Annotated in this window: 13 protein-coding genes and 1 pseudogene; 9 read left to right on the top strand and 5 right to left on the bottom strand. The window is 71.5% G+C overall.

What is annotated here, in order from left to right:
* The 4 genes and pseudogenes from AC2CHE_RS02785 to AC2CHE_RS02770 all read right to left on the bottom strand — a co-directional run.
* Positions 1-480, bottom strand: a pseudogene (locus AC2CHE_RS02785) (CDP-glycerol glycerophosphotransferase family protein); the annotation flags it as partial.
* A 36-nt stretch (positions 481-516) separates the two neighbouring features.
* The gene (locus tag AC2CHE_RS02780; RefSeq protein ID WP_484503288.1) at positions 517-2,022 is read right to left on the bottom strand and encodes an SDR family NAD(P)-dependent oxidoreductase; all 1,506 of its coding nucleotides are present in this window, start codon (positions 2,020-2,022) and stop codon (positions 517-519) included.
* Positions 2,023-2,193: 171 nt separating this feature from the next.
* Positions 2,194-2,994 (bottom strand): ABC transporter ATP-binding protein, encoded by an 801-nt coding sequence (locus tag AC2CHE_RS02775; protein WP_484503287.1) that lies wholly within the window; start codon positions 2,992-2,994, stop codon positions 2,194-2,196.
* Between the two features lie 7 nt (positions 2,995-3,001).
* Positions 3,002-3,898: an ABC transporter permease gene (locus AC2CHE_RS02770; RefSeq protein WP_484503286.1), complete on the bottom strand. Its 897-nt coding sequence runs from the start codon at positions 3,896-3,898 to the stop codon at positions 3,002-3,004.
* 180 nt (positions 3,899-4,078) lie between these two features.
* Here AC2CHE_RS02770 and AC2CHE_RS02765 point away from each other — a divergent pair, with 180 nt between their 5' ends.
* From AC2CHE_RS02765 to AC2CHE_RS02725, 9 genes are all read left to right on the top strand, one after another.
* Positions 4,079-4,705: a TetR/AcrR family transcriptional regulator gene (locus AC2CHE_RS02765; RefSeq protein ID WP_484503285.1), complete on the top strand. Its 627-nt coding sequence runs from the start codon at positions 4,079-4,081 to the stop codon at positions 4,703-4,705.
* 281 nt (positions 4,706-4,986) lie between these two features.
* Positions 4,987-7,248 (top strand): DUF6077 domain-containing protein, encoded by a 2,262-nt coding sequence (locus AC2CHE_RS02760; protein WP_484503284.1) that lies wholly within the window; start codon positions 4,987-4,989, stop codon positions 7,246-7,248.
* Positions 7,249-7,367: 119 nt separating this feature from the next.
* Positions 7,368-9,122 (top strand): CDP-glycerol glycerophosphotransferase family protein, encoded by a 1,755-nt coding sequence (locus AC2CHE_RS02755; protein ID WP_484503283.1) that lies wholly within the window; start codon positions 7,368-7,370, stop codon positions 9,120-9,122.
* 88 nt (positions 9,123-9,210) lie between these two features.
* A complete protein-coding gene (locus AC2CHE_RS02750) occupies positions 9,211-9,558 on the top strand; it encodes a hypothetical protein (RefSeq protein ID WP_484503282.1) in 348 nt (115 codons plus the stop codon).
* Between the two features lie 174 nt (positions 9,559-9,732).
* Positions 9,733-10,389 (top strand): response regulator transcription factor, encoded by a 657-nt coding sequence (locus AC2CHE_RS02745; RefSeq protein ID WP_484503281.1) that lies wholly within the window; start codon positions 9,733-9,735, stop codon positions 10,387-10,389.
* A 9-nt stretch (positions 10,390-10,398) separates the two neighbouring features.
* Entirely contained in the window at positions 10,399-11,853 is a 1,455-nt protein-coding gene (locus tag AC2CHE_RS02740) for a sensor histidine kinase (protein WP_484503280.1), read from the top strand.
* A gap of 92 nt (positions 11,854-11,945) precedes the next feature.
* The gene (locus AC2CHE_RS02735) at positions 11,946-12,917 is read left to right on the top strand and encodes an ABC transporter ATP-binding protein (protein WP_484503279.1); all 972 of its coding nucleotides are present in this window, start codon (positions 11,946-11,948) and stop codon (positions 12,915-12,917) included.
* Complete coding sequence (locus tag AC2CHE_RS02730; RefSeq protein ID WP_484503278.1) at positions 12,914-13,765, top strand: ABC transporter permease; 852 nt, start codon at positions 12,914-12,916, stop codon at positions 13,763-13,765. The genes AC2CHE_RS02735 and AC2CHE_RS02730 overlap by 4 nt, the downstream gene beginning before the upstream one ends.
* 15 nt (positions 13,766-13,780) lie before the next feature.
* Positions 13,781-14,032, top strand: coding sequence for a helix-turn-helix transcriptional regulator (locus AC2CHE_RS02725; protein WP_210935337.1), 252 nt, complete (start codon positions 13,781-13,783; stop codon positions 14,030-14,032).
* A gap of 9 nt (positions 14,033-14,041) precedes the next feature.
* Here the strand turns inward: AC2CHE_RS02725 and AC2CHE_RS02720 are convergent, their stop codons facing one another.
* Entirely contained in the window at positions 14,042-15,004 is a 963-nt protein-coding gene (locus AC2CHE_RS02720; RefSeq protein ID WP_484503277.1) for a TAXI family TRAP transporter solute-binding subunit, read from the bottom strand.
* Positions 15,005-15,066: the final 62 nt, after the last annotated feature.

The raw sequence follows: 15,066 nt of genomic DNA, 5'->3' as shown, positions 1-15,066 counted from the left end.
GCCCACCAGCAGCGTCGCCGCCAGGGCCACGCCCGCGGGCAGCCCCGCCAGCGCGGCCAGGGCCAGCAGACCGAGCAGTACGGCCACCGCGTCGCCGAGCACCGCCGCGACCTGCGGCGCCCCGGCGCGTACCGGAAGATTGGCGGCGCGGATCTCCAGGTTCCCGGCCTGGCGCAGCGGACCGGTGAGCAGTACCAGGCCCAGCAGGACCAGGGCCGTCGCGGCCAGGGCCGGGTCGAAACCGGCGTCGAGTCGGCGGGCGTAGCCGACCAGCACCCCGGCCGCGATCAGCGCGGTCTCCGCGACGTTGTCGGCGCCGGGTCGCACCCGGCGCTCCCAGACCGTGGCGGCGAGCGCCACCACGGCCAGGCAGAGCCCCCAGGCGGTCGCTCCGGTGAGGGTGACCACCAGGAACGCCAGGACCGCCCCACCGGTGGCCAGGCCCCGTGCGGTCAGCTTCCTGACCAGCTCACCACGCATCTCGGTGTCGCTTCCGCGGTCGTGTGGTCGGACAGGTCAGCCGACGGCGGCGGCGCTGGCCGCCCGGTCGGTCTGGGCGGGTACGGCGACAGCGACCGGCGCCTCACCCGGCGGCCGGCGGACGTCGATCACCTGGCCGGTGAGCTCCGAGATCAGCACGTCCAGCGACGACTGGGCGACGGTCTCGGCGGCGAGCAGCGTGTGCTCCGGTTCCGCGCCGAACGCCTTCGTCCGCATCGGGGTGGCGGTCCGCTCCGGGTTGATGACGTTGACCCGTACGCCGAACTCCGCCCACTCGTCCGAGAGCGCCTGGGTCAGGTTGACCAGGGCGGCCTTGGTGGCCGAGTAGAGCGCGTAGTCGGCCCGACCTCGGGTGTACGAGCTGGAGGTGTAGAGCAACAGCTGGCCCTTGGTCTGCTGGAGGTAGGGCAGGGCCTGCCGGGCGACGGTGACCGGGCCGACGAAGTTGACCTGGAGCACCCGGTCGATGGTCTCCTGGTCCATCTCGGCCAGCGCGCCCTTCTCCAGGATCCCGGCGGTGACCACGACGTGGTCGATCCGCCCGGTGGCCTCGAAGGCGGTCCGCAGCGCGGACTCGACGTCCTCGGGGCGCTCCACGTGGGTACCGGTGCTGGAACGGCTGAACGGGAAGACCTGTGCGCCGTAGCGGCGGGCCAGCTCGGCCAGGTCGTGACCGATGCCGTAGCTGCCGCCGAAGATGACGATCGTGCGGCCGGAGACCTCCTCGCTGTACGCGCGGTGGTCGGTCAGCCGCGGCACCTTGGCGGCGGCCAGCTGGAACAGCTTGTCGGCCAGGTGCACGTCGACCGGGTGGGTGACCTTGATGTTCTCGTCGGAGCCGTCGATCACCTTGATCGGGGTCTCCGGTAGGTAGCGCAGCACCACTCCGCAGTCGTCGGTGGCGGCGAAGTTGGGGTCGCCCGCGGCCCGGCGGTACGCCTCCCGAATGGTGCCGGAGCGGAACGCCTGCGGGGTCTGACCCCGGCGCAGCGTGGCGCGCACGGGGATGTCGGTGATGCACTCGTTCTCGTCGACCTGGATGATCGTGTCGGCCGACGGGATGGCCACGTCCACGGCCGAGTAGGTCCACAGCGCGTTCACACACTCCCGGACGATCCGGCCGCTGAGCAGCGGGCGCACCGCGTCGTGGAAGAGGATGTTGCAGTCGCCCTCACCGACCGCGTCCAGCGCGACGCGGGTGGTGGCGTTGCGGGTGTCGCCACCCTCGATGACCTTGGTGACCTTGCGGAAGCCCGCCTTGTCGACGATCTTCTGCGCCTCGGCGACGTGCCCGGTGGCCATCAGCACGATGATCTCGTCGATCTCGGGCGCGGCGTCGAAGACGGCCAGCGTGTGCTCGATGATCGGCTTACCGGCGATCTTGAGTAGCTGCTTGGGAATGCCCAGACCCAGCCGGATGCCGGTGCCGCCGGCCAGCACGACCGCCACCGTCCGTGAGGGTCGCCACGGAGTCCGGTCCTCCGACGTGGTACCCGGATCGGTGGTTTGGTCCTGCGTCATTGCCGGTCCTCGCTCTCGGGGGTGCATGACTGTGGTGGGTAGGTGAACGGAAGATTCCGCCGACGCGGCGACGGAGTGAACCATAACGCGCGGGCCGCGTCGTCCCAACGGGACAACGCGGCCCAAGATCCTGGGCACGCTCGGCGACATCGCCGCTCGTTCACCCAGACTCTACTTGCCGTTCGTAAATGCCTCGTAAGCCGCCAGCACCTCGCGAGTCGGGCCGTCCATCCGGATCTCGCCGGATTCCAGCCAGATGGTTCGTTCGCAGGTGTCCCGTACGGAGGAGAGCTGGTGGCTGACCAGGAACACCGTGCCGGCGCTCTCCCGCAGCTCCCGTACCCGCTGCTCGCTGCGCTTGCGGAACGCCTTGTCCCCGGTGGCGAGGGCCTCGTCGATCAGCAGCACGTCGTGCTGCTTCGCGGCGGCGATGGAGAAGCGCAGCCGGGCCGACATGCCGGAGGAGTAGGTGCGCATCGGCAGCGAGGCGAAGTCGCCCCGCTGGTTGATCCCGGAGAACTCGATGATATCCGGGAGCTTGCGTCGTACGTCGGCCGGTGACATGCCCATGGCCAGGCAGCCGAGCGTGACGTTGCGTTCGCCCGGCAGGTCGTTGAGCAGGGCGGCGTTCACGCCCAGCAGCGAGGGCTGCCCCTGGGTGTACACGGCCCCCCGCTCCACCGGCAGCAGTCCGGCGATGGCCCGCAGCAGGGTCGACTTGCCGGAGCCGTTGGTGCCGATCAGCCCGATGGCCTCGCCCTGGTACGCGGTGAACGAGACCCCGCGGATCGCGTGCACCTCGCGGACGTTGGGCGCGGACCTGCGGGTGACCATCCGCTTGAGGGCGGCGACCGCGCTGAGGTTGTTGGTGCTGCCCCCGTGGACCCGGTAGACGACGTGCGCGTCGTCCACCACCACGGTGGGGATCCGTTCCTGGATCCGGGGGAGGGTCACCGTCACATCATTGGACATTTCAAGGTTAACCACGGCCGTACTCCTGTTCGCCACGCCAGAAGTAGAGGTATCCGCCGAAGCCTGCGACGAGCGCCCAGCCGAGCGCGATCAGCCAGGTCAGGAGCAGCGAGTCGGTGAGCAGGTGGGTGTTCTCCAGCAGGGAGATCCGGGCCAGCTCGATGTAGACCAGCATGGGGTTGAACTGCACGACGGTGGTGGCCCAGCTCGGCAGGTTCTCGGCGAACAGGGTGACGCTGTAGAGCACTCCGGAGCCGTACATCCAGGCCCGTAGGACGAAGGGCATGACCTGTTTCAGATCGGTTGCCTTCGCGCCCAGCCGGGCCATCACCATGGTGAGCCCGGCGGTGAAGACCGTCTGCACCAGCAACGCCGGCACCAGCATCAGCCAACTCAGGGTGATCGGCTCACCGGTGGCGACCACGATGCCGATCAGCACCACCATCGAGCCGAGCATCTGCTGGAGCTGGGTGGCGGTGATGGCCAGCGGCAGGGACGCCCGGGGGAAGTGCAGGGCGCGGATCAGGCCGAGGTTGCCGCTGATCGCCTGGGTGCCGTGCATCAGGCTGGTCTGGGTGAAGTTGAAGATGAACAACCCGGTGGTCAGGTAGGCGATGAAGTTGTCCATGCCCCGGGTCTGTTCGAGCACCAGACCGAAGATCAGGAAGTAGACCGCCGCGTTGGTCAGTGGGGTGAGCACCTGCCACAGTTGCCCGAGGCGGGCGTTGCTGAAGGAGGCGGTCAGCTTGGCGTGGGAGTACGCGGAGATGAAGTGCCGGTAGCGCCACAGTTGGCCGCTGTAACGACCGAACGAGGGCCGCTCGCCGGCCACCCGTAGCCCGTGTCGGGCGGCCAGCTGGGCTGGGGTGAGGCCGGAGTCGGGGTCGGCCAGCAGGTTGGCCATGGGGATGGGGACTCCGATCTGTCGGGCCGGCGTTACGTCTCGCGGTGAGTGAATCTAGCGTGGGCCAGTGCGGGAGCGCCGCCTCCGGTCGCTGGCTGGACAGTAGTCCGAAATGCGTCGGGACGCAACCGTAGCGTCGTTGCGCTACGCTGGCCCGGTGACAGTCGAGAAGAGTCCCAGGTGACGGCCGAGAAGAGGCGCGTGCCGGCCGGTGCGGCGGTGCTCCGGGGTGAGATCACCTCGGCCATCCGTCGGGCCCTCATGCAGGAACTCGCCGCGGTCGGCTACGGCCGGCTCTCCATCGAGGCGGTGGCCCGCCGGGCGGGGGTCAGCAAGACCGCGATCTACCGCCGCTGGAACTCGAAGCTCGACCTGGTGCTGGACGTGGTCTCGGCCGTCGCGAGCCGGAAGCTGCCGATGCTGGACACCGGCACCCTCGACGGTGACGTCCGGCTGCTGCTGCTGGTGGTGAGCGGGGCGCTGGGCCACCCGGTGGCGTCGCAGATCATCCCCGACCTACTCGCCGAGGCGGCGCGCAACCCGCAGATCGCCGGGACGCTGCAGAGCGCGTTGAAGGACTACCAGGACCGGATCGGCAAGATCGTTATCGGGCGGGCGGTGGAGCGTGGTGAGCTGCCCAGCGGCGCCGACCCGCGGACCGCGGCCGACCTGATCGTCGGGCCGATCTACTGGCGGATGGCCATTGCCCGGTCGCCGCTGGACCCAGCCGAACTGGACCGGATGGCGCGGGCCGCCGTGGCCGCCCTGCGGGTGGCCTGTGCCGTGCCGGAGGACGATCGGGTCTGAGGATCTCGGGCGTTCCCGTTGGGGCGACGTCGGCACCAACAACCGCTACGTGCATCAGGCCATCTACGCCAGCACTGAGGAATAGGTCGACCTGTTCTCAGATCCCGTCGGGTGTGCACGGTCTGGCGGAACTCGGCGCAGCATACCGGGCCGTGTGATGACCGGTTCCGCGCCCGACTCCGATTACGCTGCTTGCTGATCCGTCACCGTGATCGGCCGAGCACACACCGCGAACCTGCCGAGCCGGACCCGCCCGCACGACGACAAGGACGCCCGTGTCGATGACCGACCAGGCTGCCGCACCCTCGGCGGCGATCGACGAACCGACCGCTCCCGCGCCCGGCCGGTCGTGGCTCGCCGTGGGCCGGGTCGGGGCGGTCATCGCCGGGCTGCCCGCAGCACTTACCGACGGCGCCGTCCTGGTGTTCGCGCTCTGGACGGTGCTGTACCACGCCGCGCTCCCGCTCGGCCTCGCCCCGTCGTGGACGTTCCGGGTCTGGTTGGCGACCAGCCTGGCGCTGGTCCTGCTCATCGCGCTGACCCGATGGCGTCGCCGACGCGGCACGCCGGACACCACGCGCGGCACGCCGGCCGCAGCAGGCGGCTCATCGGGCACCGCGGGCAGTCCGGCGGACACCGAAGGCAGTGAGCCTGACACGGCGGGCGGTACGCCGGACAGCGCAGACGGTGACCCGGATGCGGTGGGCGCGGGTCCGGCATCCGACGCCGACCCGGCGGCGGGACGCGCCGACCCGGCGGCGGTCGTCCGGCGCAGCTGGACGGCACTGGTCCTGGCCTTCGGCACCGTCGCGGCGATCACCGCCGGGCTGGCCGGTACGCCGGCCGGCGCAGACCTGTCCTGGTGGGTGCCGGCCTCGGCCGGGATCGTGGCGGCCACGGGTCTGGTGCTGCTGATCCGGCGGACCTGGCGGACCTGGCGGGACACCCCGGCGATCCGGCCGCCGGCACCGACCGGCTGGCAGTCGGCGTACGCGATGCTGATCGCCGGTGGTGCCGCCGCCGCCTCGCTCATCCTGGCCCGCAACACCCCGGACGACATCTATTACGTCGGTCGGTCGGTGTGGGTCGCGGAACGTGACAACGTCCCGCTCAACGACTTCCTGTTCAGCGAGAACGTGCTGCCGGCGATGGTGTCCCAACCACCGATCGCCAGCATCGAGGTGCTGGCCGGCGCGCTCGCCCGGTTCCTCGGCATCTCCGCCGCCTCGGCGACCTGGTACCTGCTGCTGCCGATCATGGCGGTGCTCGCCGTGCTGGCGCTCTGGCGGCTGGTGCAGCGCTGGGCGCCCCGGCGTCCGGTGCTCGCCTTCACCGTCGCCATCGCCTTCCTCGCGCTGGTCTGCGGCCCGGACGCCGCCCTGGGCAACTTCCACCTGCCCCGGCTCTACCAGGGCAAGGGCATGTTCGTCTCCGCGGTCGTGCCGCTGATGTGGCTCTATCTCACCCGCTGGTTCGACGACCGGTCCCGGCTGGGGTTGCTGCTGATCGCCGCGCTGTCGATCACCGCGACCGGGCTCACCACCTCGGCGGCGATCGTCCTGCCGCTGCTGGTGGGTGGGGCGGCGCTGATGATGTTGCTGGTGGGCCGGTGGAGGTCGGCGCTCGCCGTCGGTGCGGTCGCGCTGACCTATCCGATCGGGGCGGTGGTGATCAGCCAGCTGATCCTCGGTTCGGCCAACGAGGCCGCCGCCGACGTCAACTTCTACGACGCCGCGCACACCTACCGTCGGACGTTCGAGGTCGGCATCGTCGGCGTGATCGGCGGACTCGCGTTGTGGTGCGGCCCGCTGCTGGCCCGCCGCCGCAGCCCGGCGCTGCTGGCGGCCGGCGGCACGGTCACCCTGAGCGTGCTGCTGGTGCCCGGGGTGCTGGAGTGGCTCAGCGCGCTCACCGGCATCTCCGTGGTGCTGTGGCGGGTGTCGTGGCTGCTGGCCCTGCCGGCGCTGATCGGTCTGCTGTGCACCGTCTGGTTGCCGACCCGGCTGCCTGCCGTGCGGGCGCTGGCCGGTGTGGTGCTGGCCGCCGCGATGGTGGCCTCGTTCGCCGGCTACGCGGTGCCGATGTGGGACGAGCGCAGCGGGGTGCTGGTGCACGACGAGCCGACCTGGAAGATCCGCCCGAAACAGCTGGCCATCGGAAGGTTCATCGTGGGCCTCGACCGACCCGACGGCCTGGTGCTGGCCCCGGAGAGCATCATGCGGACCATTCCGCTGCTCACCACCGAGGCGCGGGTGGTCCTGCCGCGTGACTTCTTCCTGATCGAGTACGACATCGACTCGCAGTTCTCCCAGGACCGGTTGTTGCTGACCCGGTTCGCCAACGGCGGCCCGGCCGCCCAGCGGCCCTCCGCCGAGGAGGTGGGCGCCGCGTTGGAGCGGCTGGACGTGGGCACGATCTGCGTCTACAGCCAGAATCGGTATGCCCGGCAGACCGGTGAAGGGTTCGGCTACACCACGTTCGCCAGGCGGAAGGCCGATCCGCCGGTGCATCCGAACGCCGTCACCTGCCTGCGTCGCGGGTAGCCACCCGGGCGTCGCCGCGTCGATGTCTCGCGTTAAGGTCGCAGCTGCGCTGACGCCCGGACGTGGCGTTCGGTGCCGCCGGGCTGCCGGCCGTCGATCGCGGTAGGGAGAGCCAGCCCTTGTTGAGCAAGTTGACTGTGCGCGTCGGTGTGGCGGCGCGCGGGGCCCTGCTGGTGGGGGCGTACCTGCTCCTGCTCGTCGGCGGCGCGTTCGGCCAGGTCGCCGGGTTCGTGGTCGCCGCCCTGGCAGCGGTGCTCGGCGAGGTCGCCGTGCAGCGGTGGTCACCGGCCACCGCGACCCTGATGGAGAAGGCCGGCCTCGGCCTGGGCTACCGGCAGCTGGCCCGCGACGTGTCGGTCGTGCTGCTGGTCGTCGCCCAGGTGGCGCCGGCCGGCGGCGCACTGACCCTGCTGCTCCTGCTGCCCGCCCTGGTGTGGGTGATCGCCGTGTTCGCTGGAGCGTTCGAGCGCATCATCGACCGGCGCAGCCCCGGTGGTTCGATGGTCCGCAACATCGATCTGGGCCGGCTCGGCGGGCCGCCGCTGCCCCGGTGGGCCGTCGCCCTCGGCGGGGACCGGCTGCCCTGGGTGAACGTGTTGCTCGTGCCGGCGGCGGTGGCCGCGGCGCTGGCTGACACGGTGACGCCCGTCCACCTGGCCGGCGTGATCGCCGTCGGGCTGGCCGCGGTGGTCGGCGCGACGGTCGCGTCGATCTGGCTGCGGGGACGGGGCGCCGGGCACGGCGCCCGGCTGTCGGCGGTGCAGCGGTGGCTCGACAGCCACCGCCCGGAGGTCGCGCTCTACTTCGCCGGACCGGGTAAGGACGTCTACCAGGCGAACATGTGGCTCGCTCCGGTCGAGGCGCTCGACCGGCCGACGGTGGTCTTCCTGCGTAACCGGGAAGCCCTGGCGGAGCTGGCCGACACCCGACTGCCGGTGGTCTGCGTCCCGCCCGGTGCGGATTTCATGAATCTCGGCAAGACCAGCGTCCGGGTGGCGCTGTATCCCGCCAACGCCGGGGAGAACATCCACATGCTGCGGGAGCCCGGGACGAAGCACGTCTTCGTCGGGCACGGCGACAGCGACAAGGCCGCCAGCGTCAACCCGTTCTGCAAGGTCTACGACGAGGTGTGGGTCGCCGGCCCGGCCGGCCGGGAACGCCTCGCGCGCGCAGGGACCGGCGTACGTGACGGGAACGTGGTGGAGATCGGTCGGCCGCAACTGGCCGGGCTGCCTACCGCCGGTGGGGGGCCGGTCGAACGCCCCTTCACCGTGCTCTACGCGCCCACCTGGGAGGGTTGGCTCGCCGACGACCCCTTCCACACCTCGGTGCTGCTGATGGGGGAGCGGATCGTCGGCGGGCTGCTGGCCGTCCGGCCGGGGGTCCGACTGATCTACAAGCCGCACCCGCTGACCGGGAGCCGGTCGGGGCGGGTCCGGGCGGCACACGAGCGGATCGTGCAACGCATCCGGGCGGCCGGTGGCGAGGTCGATGCGAGCACCCTGGACGGACCGGAGCACCGGGTCGTCACCGGGCGGGTGCCCGCGCTCTTCGACTGTTTCGACCAGACCGATCTGCTGATCAGCGATGTGTCCAGCGTGGTGTCCGACTTCGTGCAGACCCGACGGGCTTACGTGGTGACCAATCCCGCCGGGCTGCCCGAGGACGAGTTCCGGCGCATCTTCCCGACCGCCAGGGCGGCGTACCTGCTGGCCGCCGAATGCGGGGAGTTGGGAAAGATCGTGGCGGTTACCCGGGCGGGCGACGACCCGATGACCGAGGCCCGCCGGGAGCTGAGGACCTACCTGCTCGGCCCGGGCGACGCCAACCCGATGGACCGGTTCGCCGAGGAGGTCGGCCGGCTCTGCCGCTGACGCCCGCGAGGTGCCGGCGCAGGTTCCTGCCCCGCGCCGTTGCGCCCGGGTTTGTCCGGTACCGGCCCGGTCCGCCACCCCGGCGGGCATGCTCGAAGGGCAGGCCGCCGGCGAGGGGATGGGCATGGAGAGCTACCACGAGGACTGGACCGACAGCCAGCGCGCGCTCTACGACGAGTGCTACCGCGCCGGTGCCGACTGGGCCGAGGACCCCGACACGCCCTCGGAGGACGTGCAGCACATGATCAATCTGGCCGAGGCAGACGACGACACCCTCGCCGACGCCGAGATCGACTTTCCGCCGCTGATCGACGCGGTCACCGAGGCCACCGGAGAGGTCGTCGCCACCGTGCCGGCAAGCCACGAGGACCCCGGATTCAAGGGGTTCGTGGACGGGGTGCGCGACGGCACCTCCGACGAGACCTTCGGCCTCTGACCGGCTGAGCCGCCCGAGGCTCCGGGCCTGTGCACCCGGCCGCTCGTCTGCGACCATTTGGTGCGGTGTCCTGAAACGCTCACCGGATCGTCGTCGCCTGGACCTCGCCGCGACACCGCCAACGTTCCTGGACACCGCACTGGTGCGGGCTAGCAGACCGAACGGGGAGGCCGGGTGCGCATCCTGCTGGTCGAGGACGACCGACGGGTGGCCGGGGCACTGTCGTCGGCGCTGACCCGACGTGGGTACGAGGTGGAGCATGCCGCCACCGTCGCCGCCGCGCTCTCCGCCGCCCCCTGTGACCTGGTGCTGCTCGATCTCACCCTGCCCGACGGCGACGGCACCGACCTGTGCCGGCAGTTGCGGCGGCGCAGCAGCCAGCTCGGCATCATCGCGGTGACCGCGCGCGGTGAGGAGCGCGACCGGGTGCTCGGCCTGCGGCTCGGCGCGGACGACTACGTCGTCAAGCCCTTCTCGATGGTGGAACTCCAGGCCCGCATCGAGGCGGTGCTGCGGCGGGCCTCGCACGCGGTGCCGGAACGCAACCTGATCGAGGTCGGGCCGGTCTACATCGATGTGGCGGCCCGCACTGTCGCGGTGGCCGGGCGGCCGGTGTCGCTGACCCGCAAGGAGTTCGACGTCCTGCTCTCGCTGGCCCGGCAACCCGGCGTCGCGGTGCCCCGCGACCGGATCCTGCTGGACGCCTGGGGCACCACCTTCACCGATCGGCACACCGTCGAGGTGCACGTCGGTTCGTTGCGTGGCAAGCTCGGTGACCCGCGCCTGGTGGAGACCGTGCGGGGAGTCGGTTACCGGCTCCGGGGCGAGTGAGGAGCCCAGGTGCGACGGCGGCTGGTGATCAGCTATCTGCTGCTGATGGTGCTGGTGGTGGTGGCGCTGGGTACGCCGCTGGCGGTGACGCTGACCACCCGGGAGACCGACCGGGTACGGGCCGACCGGCTCGCCGACGCCACCCGCTTCGCGTCGCTGGCCGGGCCGGCGTTACGCGACGGCACGCCCGGTCCACTCGATCACGAGCTGAGCAGCTACGACGAGCTGTACGGCATCGGCGCCGCGGTGGTGGACCGGGACCGGCGGGAGGTGGTGGCCTCGACGAGCTGGCGACCGGCCCCGGGCACCCGGGAGGCGTTGGATGTCGCGCTCTCCGGGCAGCAGGCGAGTGGACCCGAATCGGTGTGGCCGTGGGTCGACGGGCCGATCGTGGTCGCGGTGCCGATCAACGACGGCGGCGAGGTTCTCGGCGCGGTGGTCACCGCCACCCCGGCCGACGGGGTCCGGCGTACCGTCGCCACCTGGTGGACGCTTGTCGCCGCGCTGGGTCTGCTCGCCGTGCTGGCCTGCGTGCTCACCGCGTTCGGGCTGGCCGGCTGGGTGCTGCGTCCGGTCACCGAGCTGGACGCGGTCACCCACGAGATCGCCGAGGGTGATCGTGGTGCCCGCGTGCAGCACCGGCTGGGGCCGCCGGAACTGCGCCGGTTGGCGAGGAGCTTCAACCACATGGCGGACGTCGTCTCCGACGTGATGGACCGGCAGCGTGCGTTCGTCGCGCACGCCAGCCACCAGCTCCGTAACCCGTTGACCGCGCTGCGGCTGCGGGTGGAGGAGCTGGGGCCGAGCGTCATCGACGAGCGGGGCCGCGCCGAGCACCGGCTGGCCTTGGAGGAGACCGACCGGCTCGCTCTGCTCCTGGACGCGTTGCTCACCCTTGCCCGCGCGGAACGCCGGGAGAACCAGCGGGTCACCGTCGATGCGACGGCCGCGGCCGGGTCCCGGGTCGCGGCCTGGGAGCCGTTGGCCCGCCACCGGTCGGTCACCCTGCGGCTGGCGGCCGACCCCGGTCCGGTGTATGCCAGTACCGTGCCGACCGCCATCGACCAGGCCCTCGATGCCCTGATCGACAACGCGGTGAAGTTCAGCGGTGCGGGCGGCGAGGTGACGGTGACCGTCGCGGCCCGCGACGGCGGGACGACCCTCGAGGTACGCGACACCGGCCCGGGGATGACCCGCAGCCAACTCGGCCGGGCCACCGAACGGTTCTGGCGGGCCCCGGAGGTGCAGAACGTCGACGGCGCCGGGCTCGGCCTGACCATCGCCGCCGTGCTGGTCGACGCCTCCGACGGCCGGCTCACCATGCACCCGAACGCACCGCGCGGCCTGGTCGCCGGGTTGTGGTTCCCGCAGCCGGCGGAGCCGGCCGAACCCACCGGCCCGGACCCCGAGGCCGATCCACCGGCACCCACCGATCCGGCGTCGTCCGCACCCGCGGTGGCCTGAGCAGGGCGGTACGACGGGGCAGCCGAGTATTGCTCCGAGCCGTAGTATGAGTGCTATCTTCTGGTGCACAAATCATACGGAGGTGGTGGTCCATGGTGGTAAGCGCCGGGGCGGAGACCCCGACCAGTACCGCGTCGCCGGCCGACCGGGGCCTCACCCTGGACGTGCACGACCTGCGCATGCGGTACGGCTCGACCGACGTGCTCACCGGGGTGTCGTTCAGCGCGCGACGCGGCGAGGTGCTGGCTCTGTTGGGCCCGAACGGCGCCGGCAAGACGACCACCATCGAGATCCTGGAAGGCTTCCGGATGCGGTCCGGCGGCCGGGTCGTCGTGCTGGGGACCGACCCGGCGCGCGGCGACGAGCGGTGGCGGTCCCGACTCGGCGTGGTGCTCCAGTCCTGGCGCGACCACAGCCGGTGGCGGGTGCGGGAGCTGCTGGCTCACCTCGGCTCCTACTACGCGCCCTACTCGACCGAGCGGACCAGCCGGCCGTGGGACATCGACGAGCTGATCCAGGTGGTCGGGCTGACCGAGCACGCGCACAAGAAGGTCGGTCAGCTCTCCGGTGGCCAACGTCGCCGGGTGGACGTGGCGATCGGCATCGTCGGCCGGCCGGAGGTGCTCTTCCTCGACGAGCCGACCGCCGGATTCGACCCGGCCGCCCGCCGCGAGTTCCACGACCTGGTGCACCGGCTCACCGACATCGACGACACCACCATCCTGCTCACCACCCACGACCTGGACGAGGCGGAGAAACTGGCCGACCGGATTCTCATCCTGGCCGGTGGTCGCATCATCGCCAGCGGGTCCGCCGACGAGCTGTCCCGCCGCATCTCCGCCGACGCCGAGGTGCGCTGGAGCCAGGGCGGGGCACGATTCGTGCACTCCACCGCCGACGCGACCGGCTTCGTGCGGGAGTTGTTCGCCCAGCACTGCGAGGACATCGCCGACCTTGAGGTGCGCCGGGCCAGCCTGGAGGACACCTACATGACACTGGTACGCGATCACGAGTCCGGCCGCGCCGACGGCGCGAACCGCGCGTTCGAGGAGGTGGCTCGATGAGCCCGCTGGTCGTGGCCGCCCGGGCCGGTCTGTCCCGGGGCCGGATCGAGCTGCGGCAGAGCTTCACCAACGCGGAGACCCTCTGGGGGTACCTCTTCCCGACGGTCATCCTGCTGGTGGTGATGTTCTTCCTGCGGGGCGCCAAGGTGCCGGGCACCGAGTTCTCGCTCGGCGCGCAGACGCTGCCCAGCACCCTCGGCATGACCGTGGCGTTCGGCGGGCTGGTCAACGTGGCGTCGATCCTCACCTTGGAACGCGAGGACGGCACCCTGCTGCGGGCCAAGGCCACCCCGAACGGCATGTTCGGCTACCTCATCAGCAAGATCACTCTGGTGGCGGGGATGACGCTGGTCAGCGTCACCCTCCTGCTCGTACCGGGTCTTCTCCTCTTCGACGCCCTGGCGCTCGACAGCGTGGCGGCCTGGCTGACCCTGGCCTGGGTGATGCTGGTCGGCATGGTGGCGACGATGCCGGTCGGTGCGGTCTTCGGCTCGCTGCTGTCCAACCCCCGCAACATGGGGCTGATCTTTCTGCCGATGATGGGACTCATCGCGACGTCGGGCATTTTCTACCCGATCACCGCGATGCCCGGCTGGTTGCAGGCGGTCGCGCAGGTCTTCCCCATCTACTGGCTCGGTCTCGGCATGCGGTCGGCGCTGCTGCCCGAGGCCATGGCCGCCGTCGAGCTCGGCGAGTCGTGGCGGCACCTGGAGACGCTGCTGGTGCTCGGCGGCTGGGCGGTCGCCGGGCTGGTGCTGGCGCCGGTGGTGCTGCGCCGGATGGCCCGCCGCGAGTCCGGGTCCAGCGTGGCGGCCCGCCGCGAGAAGGCCATGCAGCGGGTGACCTGAGGATGGGCCGTCGAGATGAGTGAGCACGTCCACAACCGCATCGCGATGCTCCGGGCCGAGCGGGGCATCTCCCGCCGTCAGCTGGCCGAGGCGTTGGGCGTCCACTACCAGACCATCGGCTACCTGGAACGCGGCGAGTTCAGCCCGAGCCTGCACCTGGCGCTGCGCATCGCCCGGCACTTCGAGGTGCCGGTGGAGGTGGTCTTCTCCACCGAACCGTTCCCCCGCCTGGGCGACCCCACGCCCCCCGCCGCGCGGTCCGCCTGACCCGCCCGGTCACGGTTTGCTGGCCCGGTAGTAGTCGACGGCGCCGGGGTGCAGAGGCAACGGTGAGGTGGCGATGGCCGAGCGGGGGCTCATCCGGCCGGCCGCCGGGTGCGCCTCGGCCAGCTCGGAGCGGCGTTCCATCAGCAGCCGGGTCACCTCGCGCACCAGCGACTCCGGCAGGTTGGCCCGCACCACCAGGTAGTTCGGGTTGGCCACCGTGGTCACCGGGTCCACGCCGTACACCGAGCGCGGGATGTCCCGCGGCACGTACACCTCGGGGTTACCCCGGCGTAGCCGTGCGGTCCACTCGCCGAGGTCGACGATGCGGGTGGGAGTGTCCTGGGCGAACTGGGCGACCGCGCGTACCGGCAGCCCGCCGGAGAAGAAGAAAGCATCGATCCGGCCGGCGCGCAGCGCGTCCACCGAATCGTCCAGGCCGAGCCGTTCCTGCCGCACCTGGGTGCCGTCGAGGCCGGCGGCGGTGAGCAGCCGGTCCACTGTGATCTTGGTCCCGGAGCCGGCTGCGCCCACCGAGACCCGCCGGCCGTGCAGGTCGGTCAGGGTCCGCACCGGGCTGTCGGCGGTGGTGACCAGATGCAGCAGGTCGTCGTAGACCCGGGCGACCGCCACCACCGGCGGATCCGGACCCGGGTCTGCCTGCAACACGTCGGCCTGGGTGAAACCGAGTTCGGCCGCACCGGCGTTGAGCAGTTGCACGTTCTCCGCGGAGGCCGCGGTGACCAACACCTCCGCCCGCACCTGCGGCAGTTCCCGGTTGAGGATGGCCGCCAGCGACGAGCCGAAAGCGTGGTAGACGGCGGTGGGACTGCCGGTGGCGATCCGGATGACCACCGGCTCACCCGGATCGTCGCGGCAACCGCCGGGGCCGGGCAGGGTCAGCAGCACGGTCAGCGCCACCGCCACGCGGGCGCCGCGCCACCGGGCTCGGGCGGGGGGCCGGGTACGGGTCACGGGCAGCACTGTGCGCCGCCGGACCCCGATGGCGCAACCCCGGGGGCGGGCGCAGCGTGGTG

It is taken from the genome of Micromonospora sp. ATLC16 (assembly GCF_057196645.1).
Note: the sequence above shows the minus strand (reverse complement) of the source record. Positions and strands in the feature narration are given on the sequence as shown.

What these genes read in the sequence shown, in the direction of transcription:
- AC2CHE_RS02780 (WP_484503288.1), bottom strand. Translation starts at nt 2,022, where the DNA reads ATGACGCAGGACCAAACCACCGATCCGGGTACCACGTCGGAGGACCGG.
- AC2CHE_RS02775 (WP_484503287.1), bottom strand. Translation starts at nt 2,994, where the DNA reads ATGTCCAATGATGTGACGGTGACCCTCCCCCGGATCCAGGAACGGATC.
- AC2CHE_RS02770 (WP_484503286.1), bottom strand. Translation starts at nt 3,898, where the DNA reads ATGGCCAACCTGCTGGCCGACCCCGACTCCGGCCTCACCCCAGCCCAG.
- AC2CHE_RS02760 (WP_484503284.1), top strand. Translation starts at nt 4,987, where the DNA reads ATGACCGACCAGGCTGCCGCACCCTCGGCGGCGATCGACGAACCGACC.
- AC2CHE_RS02750 (WP_484503282.1), top strand. Translation starts at nt 9,211, where the DNA reads ATGCTCGAAGGGCAGGCCGCCGGCGAGGGGATGGGCATGGAGAGCTAC.
- AC2CHE_RS02735 (WP_484503279.1), top strand. Translation starts at nt 11,946, where the DNA reads ATGGTGGTAAGCGCCGGGGCGGAGACCCCGACCAGTACCGCGTCGCCG.
- AC2CHE_RS02730 (WP_484503278.1), top strand. Translation starts at nt 12,914, where the DNA reads ATGAGCCCGCTGGTCGTGGCCGCCCGGGCCGGTCTGTCCCGGGGCCGG.
- AC2CHE_RS02725 (WP_210935337.1), top strand. Translation starts at nt 13,781, where the DNA reads ATGAGTGAGCACGTCCACAACCGCATCGCGATGCTCCGGGCCGAGCGG.